Genomic DNA, 16,797 nt, shown 5'->3' with positions numbered 1-16,797 from the left:
CTTTCATGACAAAGTGCAGTTCGAGCATTCTGTGATTTCGAAACATTAATTGATGCGGATACCCGTAAGAATTCTTTCAAGTTGACATATAGGGGCTTTCTTCGTTCTCCAAAGCCCCCTTCAATCAAAATATCATGATTAAATCTTTTGATTTTGCATCGTGTTCCTTAATTTATATATCGCTTTCGAGTGTATTTGGGATATCCGGGACGTAGATAGGCTCATCACTTGTCCGATTTCGGTTAATGTTAGTTCTTCCTTATAAAAAAGCTGTAAAACCAACTGTTCTTTTTCATTAAGCGTTTCTATGACTTTGGCTAATTCCACATACAGTTCTTCCCTTAACACATGTTCCTCAGGTAAATCCGCCTTTTCATCTTTAATATGAAAATTCGCGCTTTCTTTATCGTCCTCTTGGGGATTTTCATCAATAGATAGTACATTGGCAAAGAAATTCTCATTTAATGCAGCATATACTTCATCTTCCGGGATATTCAATTCAGCGGCAATCTCATTTGGCGAAAGGTTCCTCATGTATTGCTGCTCCAGCTGTTCTATTGCAGATTCAATTTTCTTGGCTTTATCTCTTGCACTCCGCGGAAGCCAATCCTCTTTCCTTAATCCATCTAAAATAGCACCACGAATTCTAAAAGATGCATACGTGTCAAACTTCAGGTCACGCTTCGTATCAAAGCGTTCCAGGGCATCGAATAACCCCATCATCCCTAAACTCCTTATATCATCCCGGCTCACATTTTTAGGAAGACTTACTGAAATACGTTGAACATGATACGATACGAGAGGTATGTATTTCTTTACCAAAATGTCCCCGGCTAGCGGATCTCTGCACTCCACCCAATTTTTCCAACATAACTGCTCTTCTTCGATGGTCAGATGAGACATTGGACATCCTCCTAACATTGTTATATACGATTTGTGATCAAAACGGCCCCTAAAGCCATAAATACAATAATAATTCAGTAGCAAGTGTACCTGTCATATTTTTGGCTTTTCAAAAGCCAAATCCGATCCTATATGTTTTTAGTCCCCTTAGTAACGGTACGTATATTTAGCAAACAATCATTTAAATTGAATTCGATCGTTCTTCCGCTATTCCCGCCAACATCTTCGGCAACGACTCTAATCCGCAAGTCAGATAACTCTTTCCGGACAGCTTCCACATTCCGGGGTCCTATTCTCATTAAATCTCCTCCGGAGGCAAATTGGAACATTTGCGCTCCGCCAGCCAACTTCGCTTTTAGGAATGGCATTCTTGCGCCTTCTTTTACTAAGATCTGCACTAATTCCTTTATCGCCGTATCTGCAAATTTGGCAATGTTGATCTGTCCCGATTTAGCGAGTGAAGAGTCAGGCAGCATGATATGGGCCAAACCTGCAATTTCTTTTTTTTCATCATAAATCACAACACCAACACACGACCCCAATCCGGAAGTACGAATCGTATGGGGAGGTTTTATTATATTCATTTCCGCTATTCCAACCTTAACAACCTGGACCTTTAACAATTCAGTCATTAGGTGACACTCCTAAAGCGGGAAAAATGATATCAAAAAATTCGGGTTCGGGTAATAGAAAGAAATGACCATTAATGGAGTCAGCAAAAAGCTGGTCTTTTTCAAGTACTGTATCAATGACGATGGCTGCGTCACTTACTTGAGATAATTCCAATAATCCATAACTGATCGTTGCCCCTACCATATCGATGCTCAAAGATGGAACGGATGGATAGATATTCAATCTGGTGAAATCAGAAAGGGAAGAGAGATAGGATCCCGATAAAATATTCCCTAATTCCTGAAGGCAAGAGAGTGCCAATTCAGTATAGGGTGCTGAATCTATCAAAAAGGTCACATCACCAGTCATCTTACGAATCAAGTATTCAGCTACAGGTAGCGAAAGGATAAAAAACATACTCCCTGAAGCATCACCTTCTATTCTAAGGAAAACGCTGGCAACGACTTGATCGGCCCCGCCAGCCATTTCCATCATTTCATCAAAGGAAACGATTCGGACATTAGGAACATTCATATCAATTTTCCTATTAAGGATGGCAGAAAGCGCGGTTGCTGCATTCCCTGCACCTATATTACCGATTTCCTTCAAAATATCGAGGTGAAGAGGGGTGATTTTCTCAATGAATGACATATGATTATCCTTCTCTTAACATATTTTCAGTCATTTCCAGAATTAAGGCCTTCTCCAAATTAATTAGGACTAGCAGTCGCTTCTCAATTTTAGCCACTCCGCTAATGTATTCTGAAGCCAAATGGCCCACAACTTCAGGCTGAGGTTCGATACTCTCCACTGGAATATCCAAAACATCATTGGCAGAGTCCACTATTAGCCCCACTTCCATATCATCCAGAATGACGACGATAATCCTTGTTGATTCATCGTATTCCACCTCTTCGAAACCAAAACGAACCCGTAAATCAATAATTGGAGTGATTACACCCCTTAAATTTATGACTCCCTTAACAAATTTTACTGCCTTTGGAACTCTGGTAATATGCAGAAGCTTTTCAATACCACTGACCTTATCCACTGGAATTGTATATTCTTTATCCTTAATTTGAAATACGATTACTTTCATATCCTCCGACATCTATTCCCCTCCTTTTAAAAAAACTCATGATGATTGTGAAGCCTTGACGAAATACGAATCGGCACGGTCGAACCAACGTCCCATGACCCTGCCCCATTTATCTATCATTCAATGAATCAATGTGTTGCAATCTATGATTAAAGCAACTTGACCATCACCAAGTATCGTTGCCCCCGATATTGCAAATGCACTAGTTAAATAATTACCTAGTGACTTCAGAACGATTTCCAGCTGCCCGATAAATGAATCAACGACTAATCCAGCTAATTTATCGCCTTTTCTTACAATGACCACAGAGAGGGACTCTTCTTCTTCCTGACTGATAGGCACTTCGAATATATCTTTCAAGAACAGAAGCGGTAGAACCTTCCCCCTGTAGTCAATAACTTGTTGATTATGGGCATTCATGATATCTGCTTTTTTTATGATTGCTGTTTCAATAATGGAAGAAAGCGGTATGGCATATTTTTCGTTTTGGATTGCAACCAGCATGACAGAAATAATGGACAATGTAAGCGGAAGTTGAATAAGGAAGATGGATCCTTCATTCTCTTTGGAATCAATCGTGACAGATCCACCGAGGGACTCAATAGTATTTTTAACCACATCCAGCCCCACACCCCGTCCCGATACATCTGAAATGGTTTCCGCTGTCGAAAAACCAGAAGCGAATATCAATTCATAGATTTGCTTATCCGTTAGGGTGGCGGCAGTTTCCTTAGTTAATATTCCATTGGATAGGGCCTTGTTCAAGACTCTATCTTTATTGATGCCTGCGCCGTCATCCTCGATTTCAATGAAAACATGATTACCGCTGTGATATGCTTTTAACAGGATTTTACCTTCTTCATTCTTTCCTTTCGCCAAACGTTCTTCAGTTGTTTCAATTCCATGATCCATGGCGTTTCTTATTAAATGGACGAGAGGATCACCGATTTCATCAATGACTGTACGATCAAGTTCCGTTTCGGCACCGTTGATTTCCAAATTGACTTTCTTGTTTAAATCCCTTGCCAATTGACGAACCATTTTAGGAAAACGATTGAATACAGTTTCCACGGGCACCATCCGCATATTCAATACGATTGTTTGTAAATCACTTGTTATACGGGACATTCTTTCTACTGTTTCATGCAACTCTTGATTATCCAAATCGCTGGAAATTTGATCAAGTCTGCCTCTATCGATTACTAGTTCCTCGAATAAGTTCATTAATATATCAAGCCGCTCAATGTTCACCCGAATGGTCTTGCTTGATGCCGGCTTAACGGGTGCCTGTTTTTTCTTATCATCGTTATCAGTTGGAAGCAAGGCATTATTTGACTCTTGTTTTAGAATTTCAGTAACTTTATCCTCGTTAGAATTGGCTGCATGCAGCATGCTTTCTAGATCAAGTGCATTTACAACAACTTGATCCACTTCGGTAACATTCATGATTTTTTTCTTTATCTCTTCACCCGATTCTGTTGTTACCATCGTGACCATAAATTGCCGATCGAATTGCTCTTCTTCCAAAAGTTCGACGGGTGGGTGTGACTTGATTACTTCACCTGACTTTTCAAGCACTTCGAAAACCATAAACACACTGGCAGCTTTTAAAAGACAGTCCTCACGCAACCCTATCGAAATTTCGAAGCTGTTAAAGCCTTGATCTTTGGACTGTTGAAGTACTGTCCATTCAAATTCATCGTACTCTCCCGCAAACATTTCCTTCTTTTCTAGGATGGCAGAAGCTGCTGCAATCTCTGCAATGGTGGAAGAAAAGGGCGACTCCCCTTTTTCAATCATTTCCAGCTGATGGACAACATCCTTCACATTTCTTTTTCCATCTCCACCTTCAGCAATGGACATGACCATTGCTTCTAAATCATCAACCGCTAAAAATATCACATCAAACAATTCAGGCGAAAGGGCGATTTGATTGTTTCGGATCGCATCCAGCACATTCTCCATTTTATGAGTTAAATTGGCTAGATCCTCATATCCCATAGTTGCCGACATCCCTTTTAAGGTATGGGCGGAACGAAAGATTTCGTTTACGATCGAGAGGTCTTCCGGGTTCTTTTCGAGTACCAGCAACTGTTCGCTGCACGTTTGAAGATGTTCTTTACTTTCTTCTATAAATACCTCTAAATATTGATTCATATCCATACAATCTCACACCTCCACGTGTTAACAATAGCTTATTATCGCTTTAGCTATTTTTTCTACATCCTCTATGCTATCTATTAACTTGGTATTGATTGCCGCCTTAGGCATACCAAAAACGATTGATGTCTCCTGTGATTCGGCTATCGCTTTTAAAGGACCCTTTTGTTTAAGATTGGTAAGCCCCCTCGACCCGTCCATCCCCATCCCGGTCATGATAACGGCTATTTTCGCAGAATCATTCATTTCACTTACCGATTCAAATAGCACATCAACCGACGGGCGATGTCCATGACGCACTTCGGATTGATCCAAAAGGATTGCCCAGCTCATCCCTACCTTCCTCACTTTCAAGTGAAAACCTCCAGGTGCGATGTAAGCGACACCTTTTTGAATCAGTTCTCCCTCTTCAGCTTCCTTCACTTTAATCTTGCATAATGAATTCAGGCGTGTTGCCAAGGATTTTGTGAAACCGGGGGGCATATGCTGGACAATGAGTATGGGTGCATCAATTTCTTCTGGGAGTTCTGTCAAGACAGTCTGCAGAGCTCTCGGGCCTCCCGTTGATGTACCGATGACTATTATATTCTTGTATCCATAGGACCATTTTTTTTGGTTTTTTTCGTTTTTTGACAATTCAGTTGAATCTATTTTACTATATTTTCCCCAAACGGATGAGCTTCTTTCAATATTTTTCGCATTTTTTTCTAGTTTGTGAACATTTGCCCTGCTGGCAGCCATAACTTTTTCATGGAGTTCTTTCTTGATTTTATGTAAATCCAATGAAATGGCTCCCGAAGGTTTAGCCACAAAGTCAAAGGCTCCACTGTTCATGGCGGCAAATGTATTTTCCGTTCCTTTTTTCGTGGTGCTTGATAACATGACTACAGCGGTTGGACATTCATTCATTATCCGGTTTAATGCTTCCAATCCGTCCATAATCGGCATTTCCACATCCAAAGTCACGACATCGGGTTTTAAAGCCTTTATTTTGTCAATGGCATCTCTTCCATTCCTGGCAGTCCCGATGACTTCCACCCTGCTATCTTCTGCTAAAAACTCTGAAATTAACTTTCTCATAAACGCAGAATCGTCCACTATCAGCACTTTTACTTTACCCATATAAGGAGACCTACTTTCCAAAAAAATATCTCTTCATATTTTGGAGGAAATGGCTTTTTTGCAAAGTCAATTCTTCCCCAAATGAATGATTTGCATATCTCGAAGCAATGTCCACAATGGCTTTGGATACATCGGCTTCAGAATCGAAAAGGAGAAAGGGCATTTGTTTGGTAACAGACTTGGGAACGGTTCTATCATCTGGCAAGTACCCTAGAGCTACAGTTTCCAGTCCCAAAAATTTCACTAGTGCATTTTGGAGCCGCTTAATCGTTTCTTTGCCGTCCTTACTCGTGAAAACCCGATTGCAAACTAGGAACAATGGAATCTCTTTATTTACTGAATGGATATATTTCATTGCGGAATATGCATCCATGATAGAAGTAGGTTCAGGCGTCGTGATAACGACTAATTCATCCACACATAACAGGAATTTCATGGAATCCTTAGTGATGCCTGCCCCCATATCAAATAAGATATAATCGTAATTCGCCAACAATAAACTGAATTCTTCATTAAAACGGGTATACTTATCTTCATCAAGTGAAAAGAGATCCGTCAACCCTGTTCCACCTGTAATGATTGAAATATTTCCCGGTCCTGGCATGATGATATCCTTCAAACTACAATCTTTTTCAAAAAAATCAATAATACTGCAGGGAGAGTGTTCACCTATCAAAATATCAATATTCCCCATACCGATATCCATGTCGAACAACAGTACCTTTTTGGCTCTTTGGGATAAGGCAATGGAAAAATTCAAAGTAAAGTTTGATTTTCCCACTCCACCTTTACCGCTTAAAACGGAAATCGTTTTGGCGATTAATTTATTTTGGCGGGCTTCCAATCTTTTTCGTAAATTCTCAGCTTGATCTTTCATATTTTTTAGCCCCGAAAGCCATTTTCAATAGCTGTGATGATGTAGCTATTTCAATATCGTCTGGCACATTCTGTCCATCTGTTATATAGGCCGCTCCCAATTTATGAGTGTGTATAAAATTGAATATCGGCCCGAAAGTGGAGGTTTCGTCCGCTTTTGTAAAAATGACCTGTTTAATCGGTATGGTAGCAAACTGTCGATAAATATCTTCCATATCCTTTTGTTTAGAAGTCAATGACAACACTAAATAGGTTTCCATCTCATCTGTAAAATGGATGATTTCATTAAGATCCTTAACATATTGCGGGTTACGGAAATTCCTTCCTGCCGTATCAATAAAAACAAAATCATAATGGGAGAAACGTTCAGCCGCCCTTTTGAAGTCTTCCAGATTATAAGCGACTTCAATGGGAACGTTTAGAATCTTGGCATATGTCTTAAGTTGATCTATTGCGGCGATCCTGTACGTATCCGTCGTAATGAAAGCCACCTTTTTATCATGCTTCAACATGGTTTCCGCAGCTACTTTTGCCAGAGTCGTTGTCTTTCCCACACCTGTTGGGCCAACAATATTAATATACTTTTTTCGCAGCCTGTTTTTTCCATTTTCGACCTTTTCCAAAATCGCGAACATGGCTTCTTCCAACCAAACTTGAACCTCTTCATCAGTGGATTGCTGTTTAAAAACGAACCATTTTTCAAGTAGTTCATCCATGATTTGGCACCGAAGTGATATATCCACTTCCTGCTCGGTTAGGTATTCGTGGATTTTCTGCAGTTTCCCCGGATATTTTCTATCAGGTGAATAGATTTGCAAACTCTTTATCATATCTTTCAAACCTTCGATTTCTTTTACTAAGACAGCACTTTCCCTATTGCCTTCATTAGGTTCAGAGGCATCACTTGCCACTTCCAGCTTTGATGGCAACTTCTTCGATTTTTGTTTGGTTACGGTTTGGACAGGCTGGGACACGGGGTCTATGGCTGCAATGACCTCAATATTCCTCTTTTTGAATAATCCTAAGAAACCACCAGTATATACAGCCTTTGAACTTAAGATTACCGCATCACTGCCTAGTTCCTCCCTTATTCGCTTTATTGCCTCGTTCATTGATTGTGCCAAATATTTCTTTACCTTCAATCGAAATTCACCACCCCTACACTTTGTACTTCTACATTGGATTCGAGTTCATTGTATGAAAGAATCAGTACATGAGGAAAATAACGTTCAGTTAATTGCCGGGCATACATCCTTACTGCTGGAGAGCAGAGTAAGATCGGTTGATGATCCATTAGGGTCAGCTCTTCCAATTTGGCTGCAATTGCCTCCAATATGGATTGCGATATAGTTGGATCCAATGATAAAAAATTACCATGTTCGGTTTGCTGTACACCATCCGCGATGGTCTTTTCCACTTTCCCCGATAATGTTATGACTTTAATTCTATTTTCATCCGAAATAAAAGAATTCGTTATTTGTCTGGCTAAATTCTGCCTTACATATTCAGTAAGCAAATCTGTGTCAGTCGATAGCTTGCCATAATCAGCAAGTGTTTCGAAAATGATCGGTAAGTTCCTTATTGAAACTTTTTCCTTCAATAATTTTGCCAATACCTTTTGTACATCTCCTATGGACAAGGGATTCGGAGTGACTTCCTCTACTAGTATAGGTGCCGATTCGTGGAGATGATCGATCAATTGTTTCGTTTCCTGCCTGCCCAATAATTCATGCGCATTGGCCTTTATGACTTCCGTCAAGTGAGTGGATACAACACTTGGCGGGTCCACAACTGTATAACCCAACATCTCGGCATGTTCTTTCATATCATCCGTGATCCACTTGGCCGGTAAACCGAAAGACGGTTCTATCGTATCGATTCCCTCTATTGAATCATCCTCCATCCCTGGACTCATTGCCAAGAAATGATTAAGGAGCAATTCCCCCTTGGCCATGACACTTCCTTTAATCTTCAGCCGATACTCATTGGGATTCAACTGAATGTTGTCACGTATTCTGACGACAGGGATCACGAGCCCCAATTCAATTGCAAGCTGCCTGCGGATCATGACAACCCGGTCCAGCAGGTCTCCCCCTTGATTGGCATCCGCAAGCGGAATCAATCCATATCCAAACTCAAATTCGATCGGGTCGATACTTAAAAGGTTAACGACACTTTCTGGACTTTTCATTTCATCGGTTTCCAGCACTTCTTCCATTTCTTGTAATTCACTTTCGTCCTGCTTTGGTATCCTTGAAATTGTATACCCTCCAACGACTAATAAAGCAGCGATCGGAATCGTGAATAAGTCGGAAATGGGAGTGAATAACCCTAAAAGGAAAATGGTTGCTGCTGTCAGGTAAAGCATTTTGGGAAATTGGAATAACTGTTCAACAATATCCGCTCCGAGGTTTCCGTTCGAGGCTGCCCGGGTTACGACAATACCCGTAGCTGTAGAAATCAATAAAGCAGGTACCTGACTCACGATACCGTCTCCAACCGATAACATGGAAAAATGGACGGCTGCTTCTCCAAAGCTCATATCCAATTGCATGACGCCAATAATCATACCGAAAATCAAGTTAATGATGACAATGATGATGCCAGCTATGGCGTCCCCTTTAACAAACTTACTCGCTCCATCCATGGATCCATAAAAGTCTGCTTCGTTACTGATTTTTTCCCTTCTGGCACGTGCTTCGTTTTCGGAGATCATCCCAGCATTTAAATCTGCATCTATGGCCATCTGTTTACCTGGCATCGCATCCAGCGTAAACCTTGCCGCTACCTCCGAGACCCGTTCGGAGCCTTTCGTGATGACGATGAAATTGATAATGACCAAAATGATGAATACAACTAATCCTACAAGCACGTTACCGCCGACTACAAACGACCCAAAGGTTTCTACAACTCCTCCAGCATCACCATAGGTCAAAATGGCACGAGTCGTCGAAACATTCAACCCCAGCCTGAACAATGTCAGTAAAAGGAGCAAGGAAGGAAAGATTGAAAATTCGAGGGGTTCTTTCATATTCATCGTAGTCAATAGAACCAGCAACGCAAGAGAGATATTTAAAAGGAGTAAAACACTTAACAACCATGTTGGCAATGGAATGACCAACATGGCAACGATCATGATGACGCTTGATATAACAACTAAATCCCTTGCTCGCATGTTTTTTCTCTCCTAACTAGCGGGTTACCCTATTACTTCTTTACAGTTTACCTTTGGTTTTATATACAAAGGCCAGTATTTCAGCGACCGCCTTAAAGAACTCTTCAGGTATCGCCTGGCCTAATTCAGCTTGATCATATAAAGACCTGGCCAAAGGCCGATTTTCCACCATGACCACATCGTTTTCTTTAGCAATGAATTTAATTTTCTGAGCAACAAAATCAACGCCCTTCGCCACTACGTACGGAGCTTCAGCTTTTTCTTCATCATATTTTAAAGCAATAGCAAAATGCGTCGGGTTAGTGATGACGACATCCGCATTGGGAATTTCCTGCATCATTCTTTGAGCGGCCATCTGCCTTTGCTTTTGCTTTATCTTGGATTTGATGAGCGGGTCCCCTTCGGAATTTTTATACTCATCCTTAATATCCTGTTTGGACATCCGGATGTTTTTTTCAAAGTCATATTTTTGGTACAAATAGTCTAATAGAGCAATGAACAATAAAGCCACGGCAGCATAAAATCCCACTTTAATCGTAATATCCGCCAATGTTGCCATCGCTTCTTCCACAGAAATCTGTGATAAAATCATAATCTCGTCCATGCGCTGCCATAGTACATAAAAGGCAACAAAACCAACAAATGATATTTTAAGAATGGATTTCAATAATTCAACAATGGCCCTCATTGAAAAAATACGTTTGAATCCTTTAATGGGATCCAATTTATCAAGTTTGAACTGAATGGATTCAGTCGAAAACAAAAACCCGATTTGCATGACATTAGCCAATATCCCAGCCACTATCGCTGCTGCGAAAACTGGTCCTAGGATAAGGCCCATCTCCTTTAAAACCTCAATCATGATAATTTGCATATTCTCCTCGCTGAATCCAGACAAGGTAAAATGTTGCAGGTATTCTTTCATGAGACCGCGCAGATGATTATACATGTATGGTCCCATAAGCAATAGCACAGAAAACACCGCAATTAAATTCACAGAGGTATTTACATCCTGACTTTTTGCCACCTGACCTTTTTTCTTCGAATCCTGACGTTTTTTTGGAGTCGCCTTTTCGGTCTTCTCTCCAGCGAAAAACTGTAAATCCAGCTGAAAACTCTCCATATCAAACGCCTCCAATCAACTGCATTAGTTGACGCATTGTCAAAAGCAAGAAATTGAAGAGTTGTGTGACAACTGTCATCATCATCCCCATCACCAGTATGATAACCGCTAAGCCGGCAATGATTTTCACTGGAATCCCGACAACGAACACATTTAATTGAGGGACCGTCCTGGCAAGGATCCCTAACGTGACATCCACTAAAAAAATGCTTCCCACTACAGGTATGGACATTTGAAAAGCAATCATGAAAGCTTTGCTGAAAGTTTTGGCCAAATATTCTATCAGTGTATGATCTCCGAATGGTACAAATAATTGGTCAATCGGAATGAACTGATAACTATAAAAAATTCCATCCAAAAGCAAATGGTGGCCGTTGGTACTCAATAGGAATAATAAAGCGATTGTATAAAGGTATTGTCCCATCAATGGGCTTTGTGCCCCCGTTTGGGGATCGATGACATTCGCAATTGAAAAACCCATTTGAAAATCAATCAATCCACCAGCGATTTGAACGGCTGATAAAATCATATAAGCTGCAAACCCGATGAAAAGCCCAACCAGCGCTTCCTTCATGATCAATAAATAAAATGTGACATCCAATTCCAGAACCGGAGCATCGATGGTGTAGTACATGATCCAGGCAAGGAAAATCCCAAGCCCTACCCGATGTTGTACCGGTATTGAACGGTACGAAAAAATCGGCATGGCCACGAAAAACGTAGTGACCCGTACCACAATTAATAAAAAGGCGGGAAAGTGCGGAAAAAGTTCCTCCATGCCCTACCCTACAAATCGATTCAGATTACCGAATATTTCATTTGCATATGATAATAGGTGGCTCAGCATCCATGGAGCCAACAAAATGAGTCCCAATAAGACTGCGACGATTTTTGGAACAAATGCCAAGGTTTGTTCCTGAATCTGTGTAGTCGCCTGAAAGATGCTTACTAGCAGTCCTACAATAAGAGCGATTACCATCAATGGACCAGCGATGATCAATACCATATAAATTCCTTTTTCTGCTATATCAATAACAAGCTCTGCACTCATATTCTCTCACCTGCTTAAAAACTCTGTAATAAAGACTTCACTACTAAATACCATCCGTCAACAAGAATGAAAAGGAGGATTTTAAATGGCAGGGAAATCATGACTGGGGGCAACATCATCATCCCCATCGACATCAGGACACTTGCAACGACCATATCGATAACCAAAAATGGAATGAAAATCATAAAACCTATTTGAAAAGCCGTTTTGATTTCACTGATAGCAAAAGCTGGTACAAAGGCAGTCAAGGGTATGTCCTGTATCGTTACCGGCTTATCCACCTTGGCATACTCCAAGAATAACGCCAGATCCTTTTGCCTTGTATGGGCACTCATGAATTCCTTAAATGGTATCGAGGCCTGTACATATGCCTCTTCTAAATCTATCTCTTCATTAAATAACGGGGTTAATGCCTTTTCATTCACTTCCTGAAAAGTCGGTGCCATTATGAAGAAAGTCATGAAAAGTGCCAGGCCGACCAGCACCTGGTTCGGCGGCATCTGCTGGGTGGCTAGCGATGTTCTCACAAAGCTAAGGACAATGATGATTCTTGTAAAACAGGTCATCAAGATCAATATGCTTGGAGCCAGCGATAAGACAGTCATTAGAAGAACAAGTTTTACGGAAGTAGAGACATTAGTGGGATCACTGTTATTAAAAAACTCCATGAACTCATTCATTCATTGTCTCTTCCTTTCCTACCAAGCTCATTTAACAGCCTTTTCCTGCTATCGGACATTTGATCAAGTTGATTTTTGAACTCTGCAGAGAAACTGGCAGTTTCGGATTCGCTTTTCTTCAACCACTTATTTTTCAACTTCATGGCAAATTCCCCAGGCTGGATCATTTGATCGATCTTATCGTTGTGATCTTTCAAAAGCTGTTCATATTCCTCGGGATCATCTATTTCTTTCAAGAGCTGAATATTTTCGCCAACCCCGATCACCAATATTCGCCCGCCTACTTTAACAAGCTGGACTGAACGATTTGCCCCAAGGCCCGTACCGCCTAAATTCTCCACTGAATTTGCCTTTTGATACGATTTATTTTTTTTATTGATGAATTTCAATAGGATATATAGAAGGGCCACAACAAAAATAGTAGCAAATATCATCCTCAGAAACTCCCAAACGGTTATCCCCACTTTGTCAGGATTAGAAGCCTGTTCGGTAGTTTTCGAGTCTATTGATTCATCTTTATCCACCTTTAAATCATCTGGCTGCTCATAAACAGCCTTCACTGTTTTATCAAGGTCTTCCGCATGGGCCTGTATGGACCCAGAGAAGAATACTGCTATCAACAGTGAGACCTGAAGCCATTTTTTTATTAAAAACAATATGAAGACACCCTCTTAACTTAATGCTTTATTTATGGCTTCCAATACCCGGTCTGCCTGGAATGGCTTCACGATAAAGTCTTTTGCACCCGCCTGGATCGCATCAATGACCATGGCTTGCTGCCCCATCGCAGAACACATAATGACCTTAGCTTGAGGATTTACCTTTTTAATTTCCTTTAACGCTGTAATCCCATCCATTTCAGGCATTGTAATATCCATCGTTACAAGATCCGGATGGGTTTCTTTATATTTTTCCACTGCTTGGGCGCCATCTGCTGCTTCCCCGACTATTTCAAAACCATTTTTAGAAAGGATATCCTTTATCATCATTCTCATAAATGCTGCATCGTCCACAATTAAAATTCTATTAGCCATTATTCTCGTCCCCCAAATTATCTTATTTTATTTAATCGTTCACTTTGACTCATGATATCCGTAACACGTACCCCAAAGTTTTCATCAATTACCACTACCTCACCTTTTGCTATCAAGCGGCTGTTTACCAGGATATCCACTGGCTCTCCTGCTAATTTATCCAATTCAATGATCGATCCGGAGGACAGCTCCAAAATATCCTTGACGGAGCGTTTCGTTCTTCCAAGCTCCACAGTTACTTGCAAAGGGATATCCATCAGCATGCTGAGATTTTTCGTTTCAGACTCCTGAAGCTGGTAAGGCTGAAAACTAGTGAAACTGGCAGGCTGAACATTTACCGGCTGTCCTGTTGGTACGGATGAAACTCCAAAATGTTGTGGAACATTCGGCATTTGGTTCGCAGGTTGGGTTTGGTGACCGCTTTGTCCATAAATTTCGTTTGCCGATCGATCTGACCTGGTGTCCTGGAATGATGCAGGCTCCTGATTTGGAATGTTTGTTACTGGATCACTTAGTACTTTTTGCGTTTTAATATCGGTAGGTTCGCTTTCGCTCGTCCCATTTAATAATTCAGAAACTAACCCTTTAGCAAACTCTAATGGTAACAATTGCATAATACTGGAATCAATTAAGTTGCCGACACGGAGGCGGAACGAGATTTTTGCAAATAAATCCTCGTCAGGTATCGCATTTTCACCTACACCGTTTAAAAAATTAAGTAAGTCTATGCTAGGTGGAGAAATATCCACTTTTTTACTAAAAATGGTCGACATGGATGTCGCAGCAGAACCCATCATTTGGTTCATTGCTTCCTGAACAGCACTCAATTGAATTTCCCCAAGCAGGTCAGAAGGATTCTCCCCATCTCCGCCAAGCATCAAATCTGCAATGATAGCAGCATCGCTCTGCTTGATGACCAGCATATTTATACCTGAAAAACCTTCTGTATATTGCACTTGAATCGCTACATACGGATGCGGGAATTCTTCCGCGATATGTCCCCTTTCAATTAAAGTAACCGTCGGGGTGGTGATATCCACTTTCTGATTCAACAAAGTGGATAGGGCAGTGGCCGAGCTTCCGAAGGAGATATTACCAATTTCACCGAGAGCGTCGAGTTCCATCATTGATAAATAATCGTCAATCGAAAGAGGGAACACCTCATCCTCTATATCACTTGTACCTTTTAAAAGGGCATCTATCTCGTCTTGTGAAAGCATTCCATCACTTACCATCTTCGTCTCCCCCTTTCAAAATATCAAGAATCTGGATAGCATGTTTTTTTCCTACTTTTCCTGGCTGCCCACTGTATTTTGGGATCCCCCCAATTGTAATCGTCAAAGGTTCATCGATTGCCTTATTCAAATCGATGACATCGCCAACATCAAGCAGCAAAAAGTCGTGGATGGTGATATCCGTAGAACCAAGTTCGGAAATAATGGGAAGATCTGCGTTTCGGATACGCTTTTCCAAAATCATGATTTCCTCTGGAATTTTTTCCTTTTGGGAATTTTCCATCCAATAATGAGCGGATAACTTTGGTATGATTGGTTCCAATACGACGTGAGGAATGCAAACATTAATCATTCCGCTCGTTTCTCCGATTTGTGTATTCAAGGAAATGACCACAACAGTATCGTTGGGTGAAACCAGTTGCAGAAATTGTGGATTCACCTCGAACTCTGTCATTACCGGTTCGATTTCAACAATCGTTCCCCAAGCCTCCTGTAAATTTTCAAAAGCCTTCTCGAATAAATTCGACATGATTTTCGTTTCTATTTCGGTTAAACTATCTACCTTATTCACGCTTATGCCCCGCCCGCCCAAAACACGATCCATCATGGAATAGGCGATATTCGGGTTGACCTCAAGAATGATTCGGCCATCCAAGGGCGGTACCTCAAAAACATTCATGATTGTCATTTTTGGAATTGATCGGATAAACTCTTCGTATGGTATTTGATCTGCCGAAGCAACGGATATTTGGACATAGGTTCTAAGTTGAGCAGAAAAGTATGTGGTCAGCAGCCTCGCAAAGTTCTCGTGTATTCTAGTCAAACTGCGGATTTGGTCCTTTGAAAACCGAAGCGCCCTTTTAAAGTCGTAAACTTTCACTCTTTTTTCTACTTCTTCTTTTTTTAAATCATCTGCATCCATTTCACCTGTGGAAATGGCCGATAACAGTGCATCTATTTCATTTTGCGATAATATTTCCCCGGACATTAACACTCACCTCCAAAGCTTCCCCTTCTTATTTAATGAAGCAAGGATGTTCTTATTGCAGAATCGAGGAAGTAATATAAACCTTTTCAACTTTTCCTTCTTCCATTAATTCATTCATTCTAGTTTTTAAAGCTTCTTGAAGCTTTTCCTTGCCTTTTTTACCGGTTAACTCTTCCGCTTTCATTTCGGATAGTTCGGTAATAATTATATTTTTCACTTGAAAATTTCTTTTTTCCAACTCTTCTTTCGCTTTTTTGCTTTCAGTTTGGAACATAAATGAGATTTTGATATAATCATTGCCGGCAAGATTCGTAGTAATTTCAGGAATCTCAACGGATGATTTGACAATTTCGTCAATGCTAGGTTTATCTTCGGCAGATGTGGGATCAGATAACTTTGTCACAACCACGACCGCTATGACACCTACAAGCGTTATAGCCACGAGTATAATCAACATAATAGTCATTAGGTTTTTTTTCATGAACTTTCCTCCACATCCTTACGAAGACCGAGAATATTAACGGTACGGTAAAATTGTATAATAGCTCCAACCAGTTCCTCTTCCTTCTCTAGCACAACGATTTTCTTACCATTTGTAAAAGTAATGGTCGTATCTGGCAATGACTCGACTGTGTCTATGTACAATGCATTGATATGAAAGCATTTTCCATTGAGCCTTGTGACTTTGATAATGATATTTAGGAGCCAGAGCAAAAGCACCTGGCTCCTCCCTCCCTTA

The 16,797-nt window shown here is 40.7% G+C and carries 19 protein-coding genes; all 19 read right to left on the bottom strand.

Going from position 1 to position 16,797, the window contains the following annotated elements; all coding sequences use genetic code 11:
• Nucleotides 1-138: 138 nt before the first annotated feature.
• The gene (locus AC3ISB_RS08385) at nucleotides 139-903 is read right to left on the bottom strand and encodes a FliA/WhiG family RNA polymerase sigma factor (protein ID WP_480339110.1); all 765 of its coding nucleotides are present in this window, start codon (nucleotides 901-903) and stop codon (nucleotides 139-141) included.
• Nucleotides 904-1,031: 128 nt separating this feature from the next.
• Entirely contained in the window at nucleotides 1,032-1,535 is a 504-nt protein-coding gene (locus AC3ISB_RS08380; protein WP_098370999.1) for a chemotaxis protein CheD, read from the bottom strand.
• The gene (locus tag AC3ISB_RS08375; RefSeq protein WP_480339111.1) at nucleotides 1,528-2,166 is read right to left on the bottom strand and encodes a chemotaxis protein CheC; all 639 of its coding nucleotides are present in this window, start codon (nucleotides 2,164-2,166) and stop codon (nucleotides 1,528-1,530) included. The genes AC3ISB_RS08380 and AC3ISB_RS08375 overlap by 8 nt, the downstream gene beginning before the upstream one ends.
• Nucleotides 2,167-2,170: 4 nt before the next feature.
• The gene (locus AC3ISB_RS08370) at nucleotides 2,171-2,626 is read right to left on the bottom strand and encodes a chemotaxis protein CheW (RefSeq protein WP_480339112.1); all 456 of its coding nucleotides are present in this window, start codon (nucleotides 2,624-2,626) and stop codon (nucleotides 2,171-2,173) included.
• 108 nt (nucleotides 2,627-2,734) lie between these two features.
• Entirely contained in the window at nucleotides 2,735-4,777 is a 2,043-nt protein-coding gene (locus tag AC3ISB_RS08365; protein ID WP_489276011.1) for a chemotaxis protein CheW, read from the bottom strand.
• Between the two features lie 21 nt (nucleotides 4,778-4,798).
• A complete protein-coding gene (locus tag AC3ISB_RS08360; RefSeq protein WP_480339114.1) occupies nucleotides 4,799-5,896 on the bottom strand; it encodes a protein-glutamate methylesterase/protein-glutamine glutaminase in 1,098 nt (365 codons plus the stop codon).
• Between the two features lie 10 nt (nucleotides 5,897-5,906).
• Nucleotides 5,907-6,773: a MinD/ParA family protein gene (locus AC3ISB_RS08355; protein WP_480339115.1), complete on the bottom strand. Its 867-nt coding sequence runs from the start codon at nucleotides 6,771-6,773 to the stop codon at nucleotides 5,907-5,909.
• Complete coding sequence (gene flhF, locus AC3ISB_RS08350) at nucleotides 6,757-7,914, bottom strand: flagellar biosynthesis GTPase FlhF (RefSeq protein WP_489276009.1); 1,158 nt, start codon at nucleotides 7,912-7,914, stop codon at nucleotides 6,757-6,759. The genes AC3ISB_RS08355 and flhF overlap by 17 nt, the downstream gene beginning before the upstream one ends.
• Complete coding sequence (gene flhA / locus AC3ISB_RS08345) at nucleotides 7,911-9,947, bottom strand: flagellar biosynthesis protein FlhA (RefSeq protein WP_480339116.1); 2,037 nt, start codon at nucleotides 9,945-9,947, stop codon at nucleotides 7,911-7,913. The genes flhF and flhA overlap by 4 nt, the downstream gene beginning before the upstream one ends.
• 40 nt (nucleotides 9,948-9,987) lie before the next feature.
• Nucleotides 9,988-11,070 (bottom strand): flagellar biosynthesis protein FlhB, encoded by a 1,083-nt coding sequence (gene flhB, locus AC3ISB_RS08340; RefSeq protein ID WP_098371006.1) that lies wholly within the window; start codon nucleotides 11,068-11,070, stop codon nucleotides 9,988-9,990.
• 1 nt (nucleotide 11,071) lies between these two features.
• Nucleotides 11,072-11,848: a flagellar biosynthetic protein FliR gene (fliR, locus tag AC3ISB_RS08335; RefSeq protein WP_144550239.1), complete on the bottom strand. Its 777-nt coding sequence runs from the start codon at nucleotides 11,846-11,848 to the stop codon at nucleotides 11,072-11,074.
• Nucleotides 11,849-11,851: 3 nt separating this feature from the next.
• A complete protein-coding gene (fliQ, locus tag AC3ISB_RS08330; RefSeq protein ID WP_141992167.1) occupies nucleotides 11,852-12,121 on the bottom strand; it encodes a flagellar biosynthesis protein FliQ in 270 nt (89 codons plus the stop codon).
• A 14-nt stretch (nucleotides 12,122-12,135) separates the two neighbouring features.
• Entirely contained in the window at nucleotides 12,136-12,801 is a 666-nt protein-coding gene (gene fliP / locus AC3ISB_RS08325) for a flagellar type III secretion system pore protein FliP (protein WP_480339118.1), read from the bottom strand.
• A complete protein-coding gene (locus AC3ISB_RS08320) occupies nucleotides 12,798-13,457 on the bottom strand; it encodes a flagellar biosynthetic protein FliO (RefSeq protein WP_480339119.1) in 660 nt (219 codons plus the stop codon). Before AC3ISB_RS08320 ends, fliP begins: the two co-directional genes overlap by 4 nt.
• Nucleotides 13,458-13,472: 15 nt before the next feature.
• Complete coding sequence (cheY, locus tag AC3ISB_RS08315; RefSeq protein ID WP_063231856.1) at nucleotides 13,473-13,835, bottom strand: chemotaxis protein CheY; 363 nt, start codon at nucleotides 13,833-13,835, stop codon at nucleotides 13,473-13,475.
• A 17-nt stretch (nucleotides 13,836-13,852) separates the two neighbouring features.
• Nucleotides 13,853-15,070: a flagellar motor switch phosphatase FliY gene (fliY, locus tag AC3ISB_RS08310; protein WP_141992169.1), complete on the bottom strand. Its 1,218-nt coding sequence runs from the start codon at nucleotides 15,068-15,070 to the stop codon at nucleotides 13,853-13,855.
• The gene (fliM, locus tag AC3ISB_RS08305; RefSeq protein ID WP_098371012.1) at nucleotides 15,060-16,058 is read right to left on the bottom strand and encodes a flagellar motor switch protein FliM; all 999 of its coding nucleotides are present in this window, start codon (nucleotides 16,056-16,058) and stop codon (nucleotides 15,060-15,062) included. Before fliM ends, fliY begins: the two co-directional genes overlap by 11 nt.
• A gap of 52 nt (nucleotides 16,059-16,110) precedes the next feature.
• Nucleotides 16,111-16,539: a flagellar basal body-associated protein FliL gene (gene fliL, locus AC3ISB_RS08300; RefSeq protein WP_098371013.1), complete on the bottom strand. Its 429-nt coding sequence runs from the start codon at nucleotides 16,537-16,539 to the stop codon at nucleotides 16,111-16,113.
• Complete coding sequence (locus tag AC3ISB_RS08295; RefSeq protein WP_098371378.1) at nucleotides 16,536-16,751, bottom strand: flagellar FlbD family protein; 216 nt, start codon at nucleotides 16,749-16,751, stop codon at nucleotides 16,536-16,538. Before AC3ISB_RS08295 ends, fliL begins: the two co-directional genes overlap by 4 nt.
• Nucleotides 16,752-16,797: the final 46 nt, after the last annotated feature.

The sequence above is a fragment of the Peribacillus sp. GL_122 genome, assembly GCF_057835005.1.
This window is presented reverse-complemented; position numbering and strand designations above follow the sequence as displayed.

Bases quoted from the DNA above. Each gene is read 5' to 3' on its own strand.
- AC3ISB_RS08355 (WP_480339115.1), bottom strand. From the start codon at position 6,773: ATGAAAGATCAAGCTGAGAATTTACGAAAAAGATTGGAAGCCCGCCAA.
- fliL (WP_098371013.1), bottom strand. From the start codon at position 16,539: ATGAAAAAAAACCTAATGACTATTATGTTGATTATACTCGTGGCTATA.
- AC3ISB_RS08370 (WP_480339112.1), bottom strand. From the start codon at position 2,626: ATGTCGGAGGATATGAAAGTAATCGTATTTCAAATTAAGGATAAAGAA.
- fliM (WP_098371012.1), bottom strand. From the start codon at position 16,058: ATGTCCGGGGAAATATTATCGCAAAATGAAATAGATGCACTGTTATCG.
- fliR (WP_144550239.1), bottom strand. From the start codon at position 11,848: ATGGAGGAACTTTTTCCGCACTTTCCCGCCTTTTTATTAATTGTGGTA.
- AC3ISB_RS08385 (WP_480339110.1), bottom strand. From the start codon at position 903: ATGTCTCATCTGACCATCGAAGAAGAGCAGTTATGTTGGAAAAATTGG.
- flhA (WP_480339116.1), bottom strand. From the start codon at position 9,947: ATGCGAGCAAGGGATTTAGTTGTTATATCAAGCGTCATCATGATCGTT.
- AC3ISB_RS08375 (WP_480339111.1), bottom strand. From the start codon at position 2,166: ATGTCATTCATTGAGAAAATCACCCCTCTTCACCTCGATATTTTGAAG.
- fliQ (WP_141992167.1), bottom strand. From the start codon at position 12,121: ATGAGTGCAGAGCTTGTTATTGATATAGCAGAAAAAGGAATTTATATG.
- fliY (WP_141992169.1), bottom strand. From the start codon at position 15,070: ATGGTAAGTGATGGAATGCTTTCACAAGACGAGATAGATGCCCTTTTA.
- AC3ISB_RS08380 (WP_098370999.1), bottom strand. From the start codon at position 1,535: ATGACTGAATTGTTAAAGGTCCAGGTTGTTAAGGTTGGAATAGCGGAA.
- flhB (WP_098371006.1), bottom strand. From the start codon at position 11,070: ATGGAGAGTTTTCAGCTGGATTTACAGTTTTTCGCTGGAGAGAAGACC.
- AC3ISB_RS08360 (WP_480339114.1), bottom strand. From the start codon at position 5,896: ATGGGTAAAGTAAAAGTGCTGATAGTGGACGATTCTGCGTTTATGAGA.
- AC3ISB_RS08365 (WP_489276011.1), bottom strand. From the start codon at position 4,777: ATGGATATGAATCAATATTTAGAGGTATTTATAGAAGAAAGTAAAGAA.
- fliP (WP_480339118.1), bottom strand. From the start codon at position 12,801: ATGAATGAGTTCATGGAGTTTTTTAATAACAGTGATCCCACTAATGTC.
- cheY (WP_063231856.1), bottom strand. From the start codon at position 13,835: ATGGCTAATAGAATTTTAATTGTGGACGATGCAGCATTTATGAGAATG.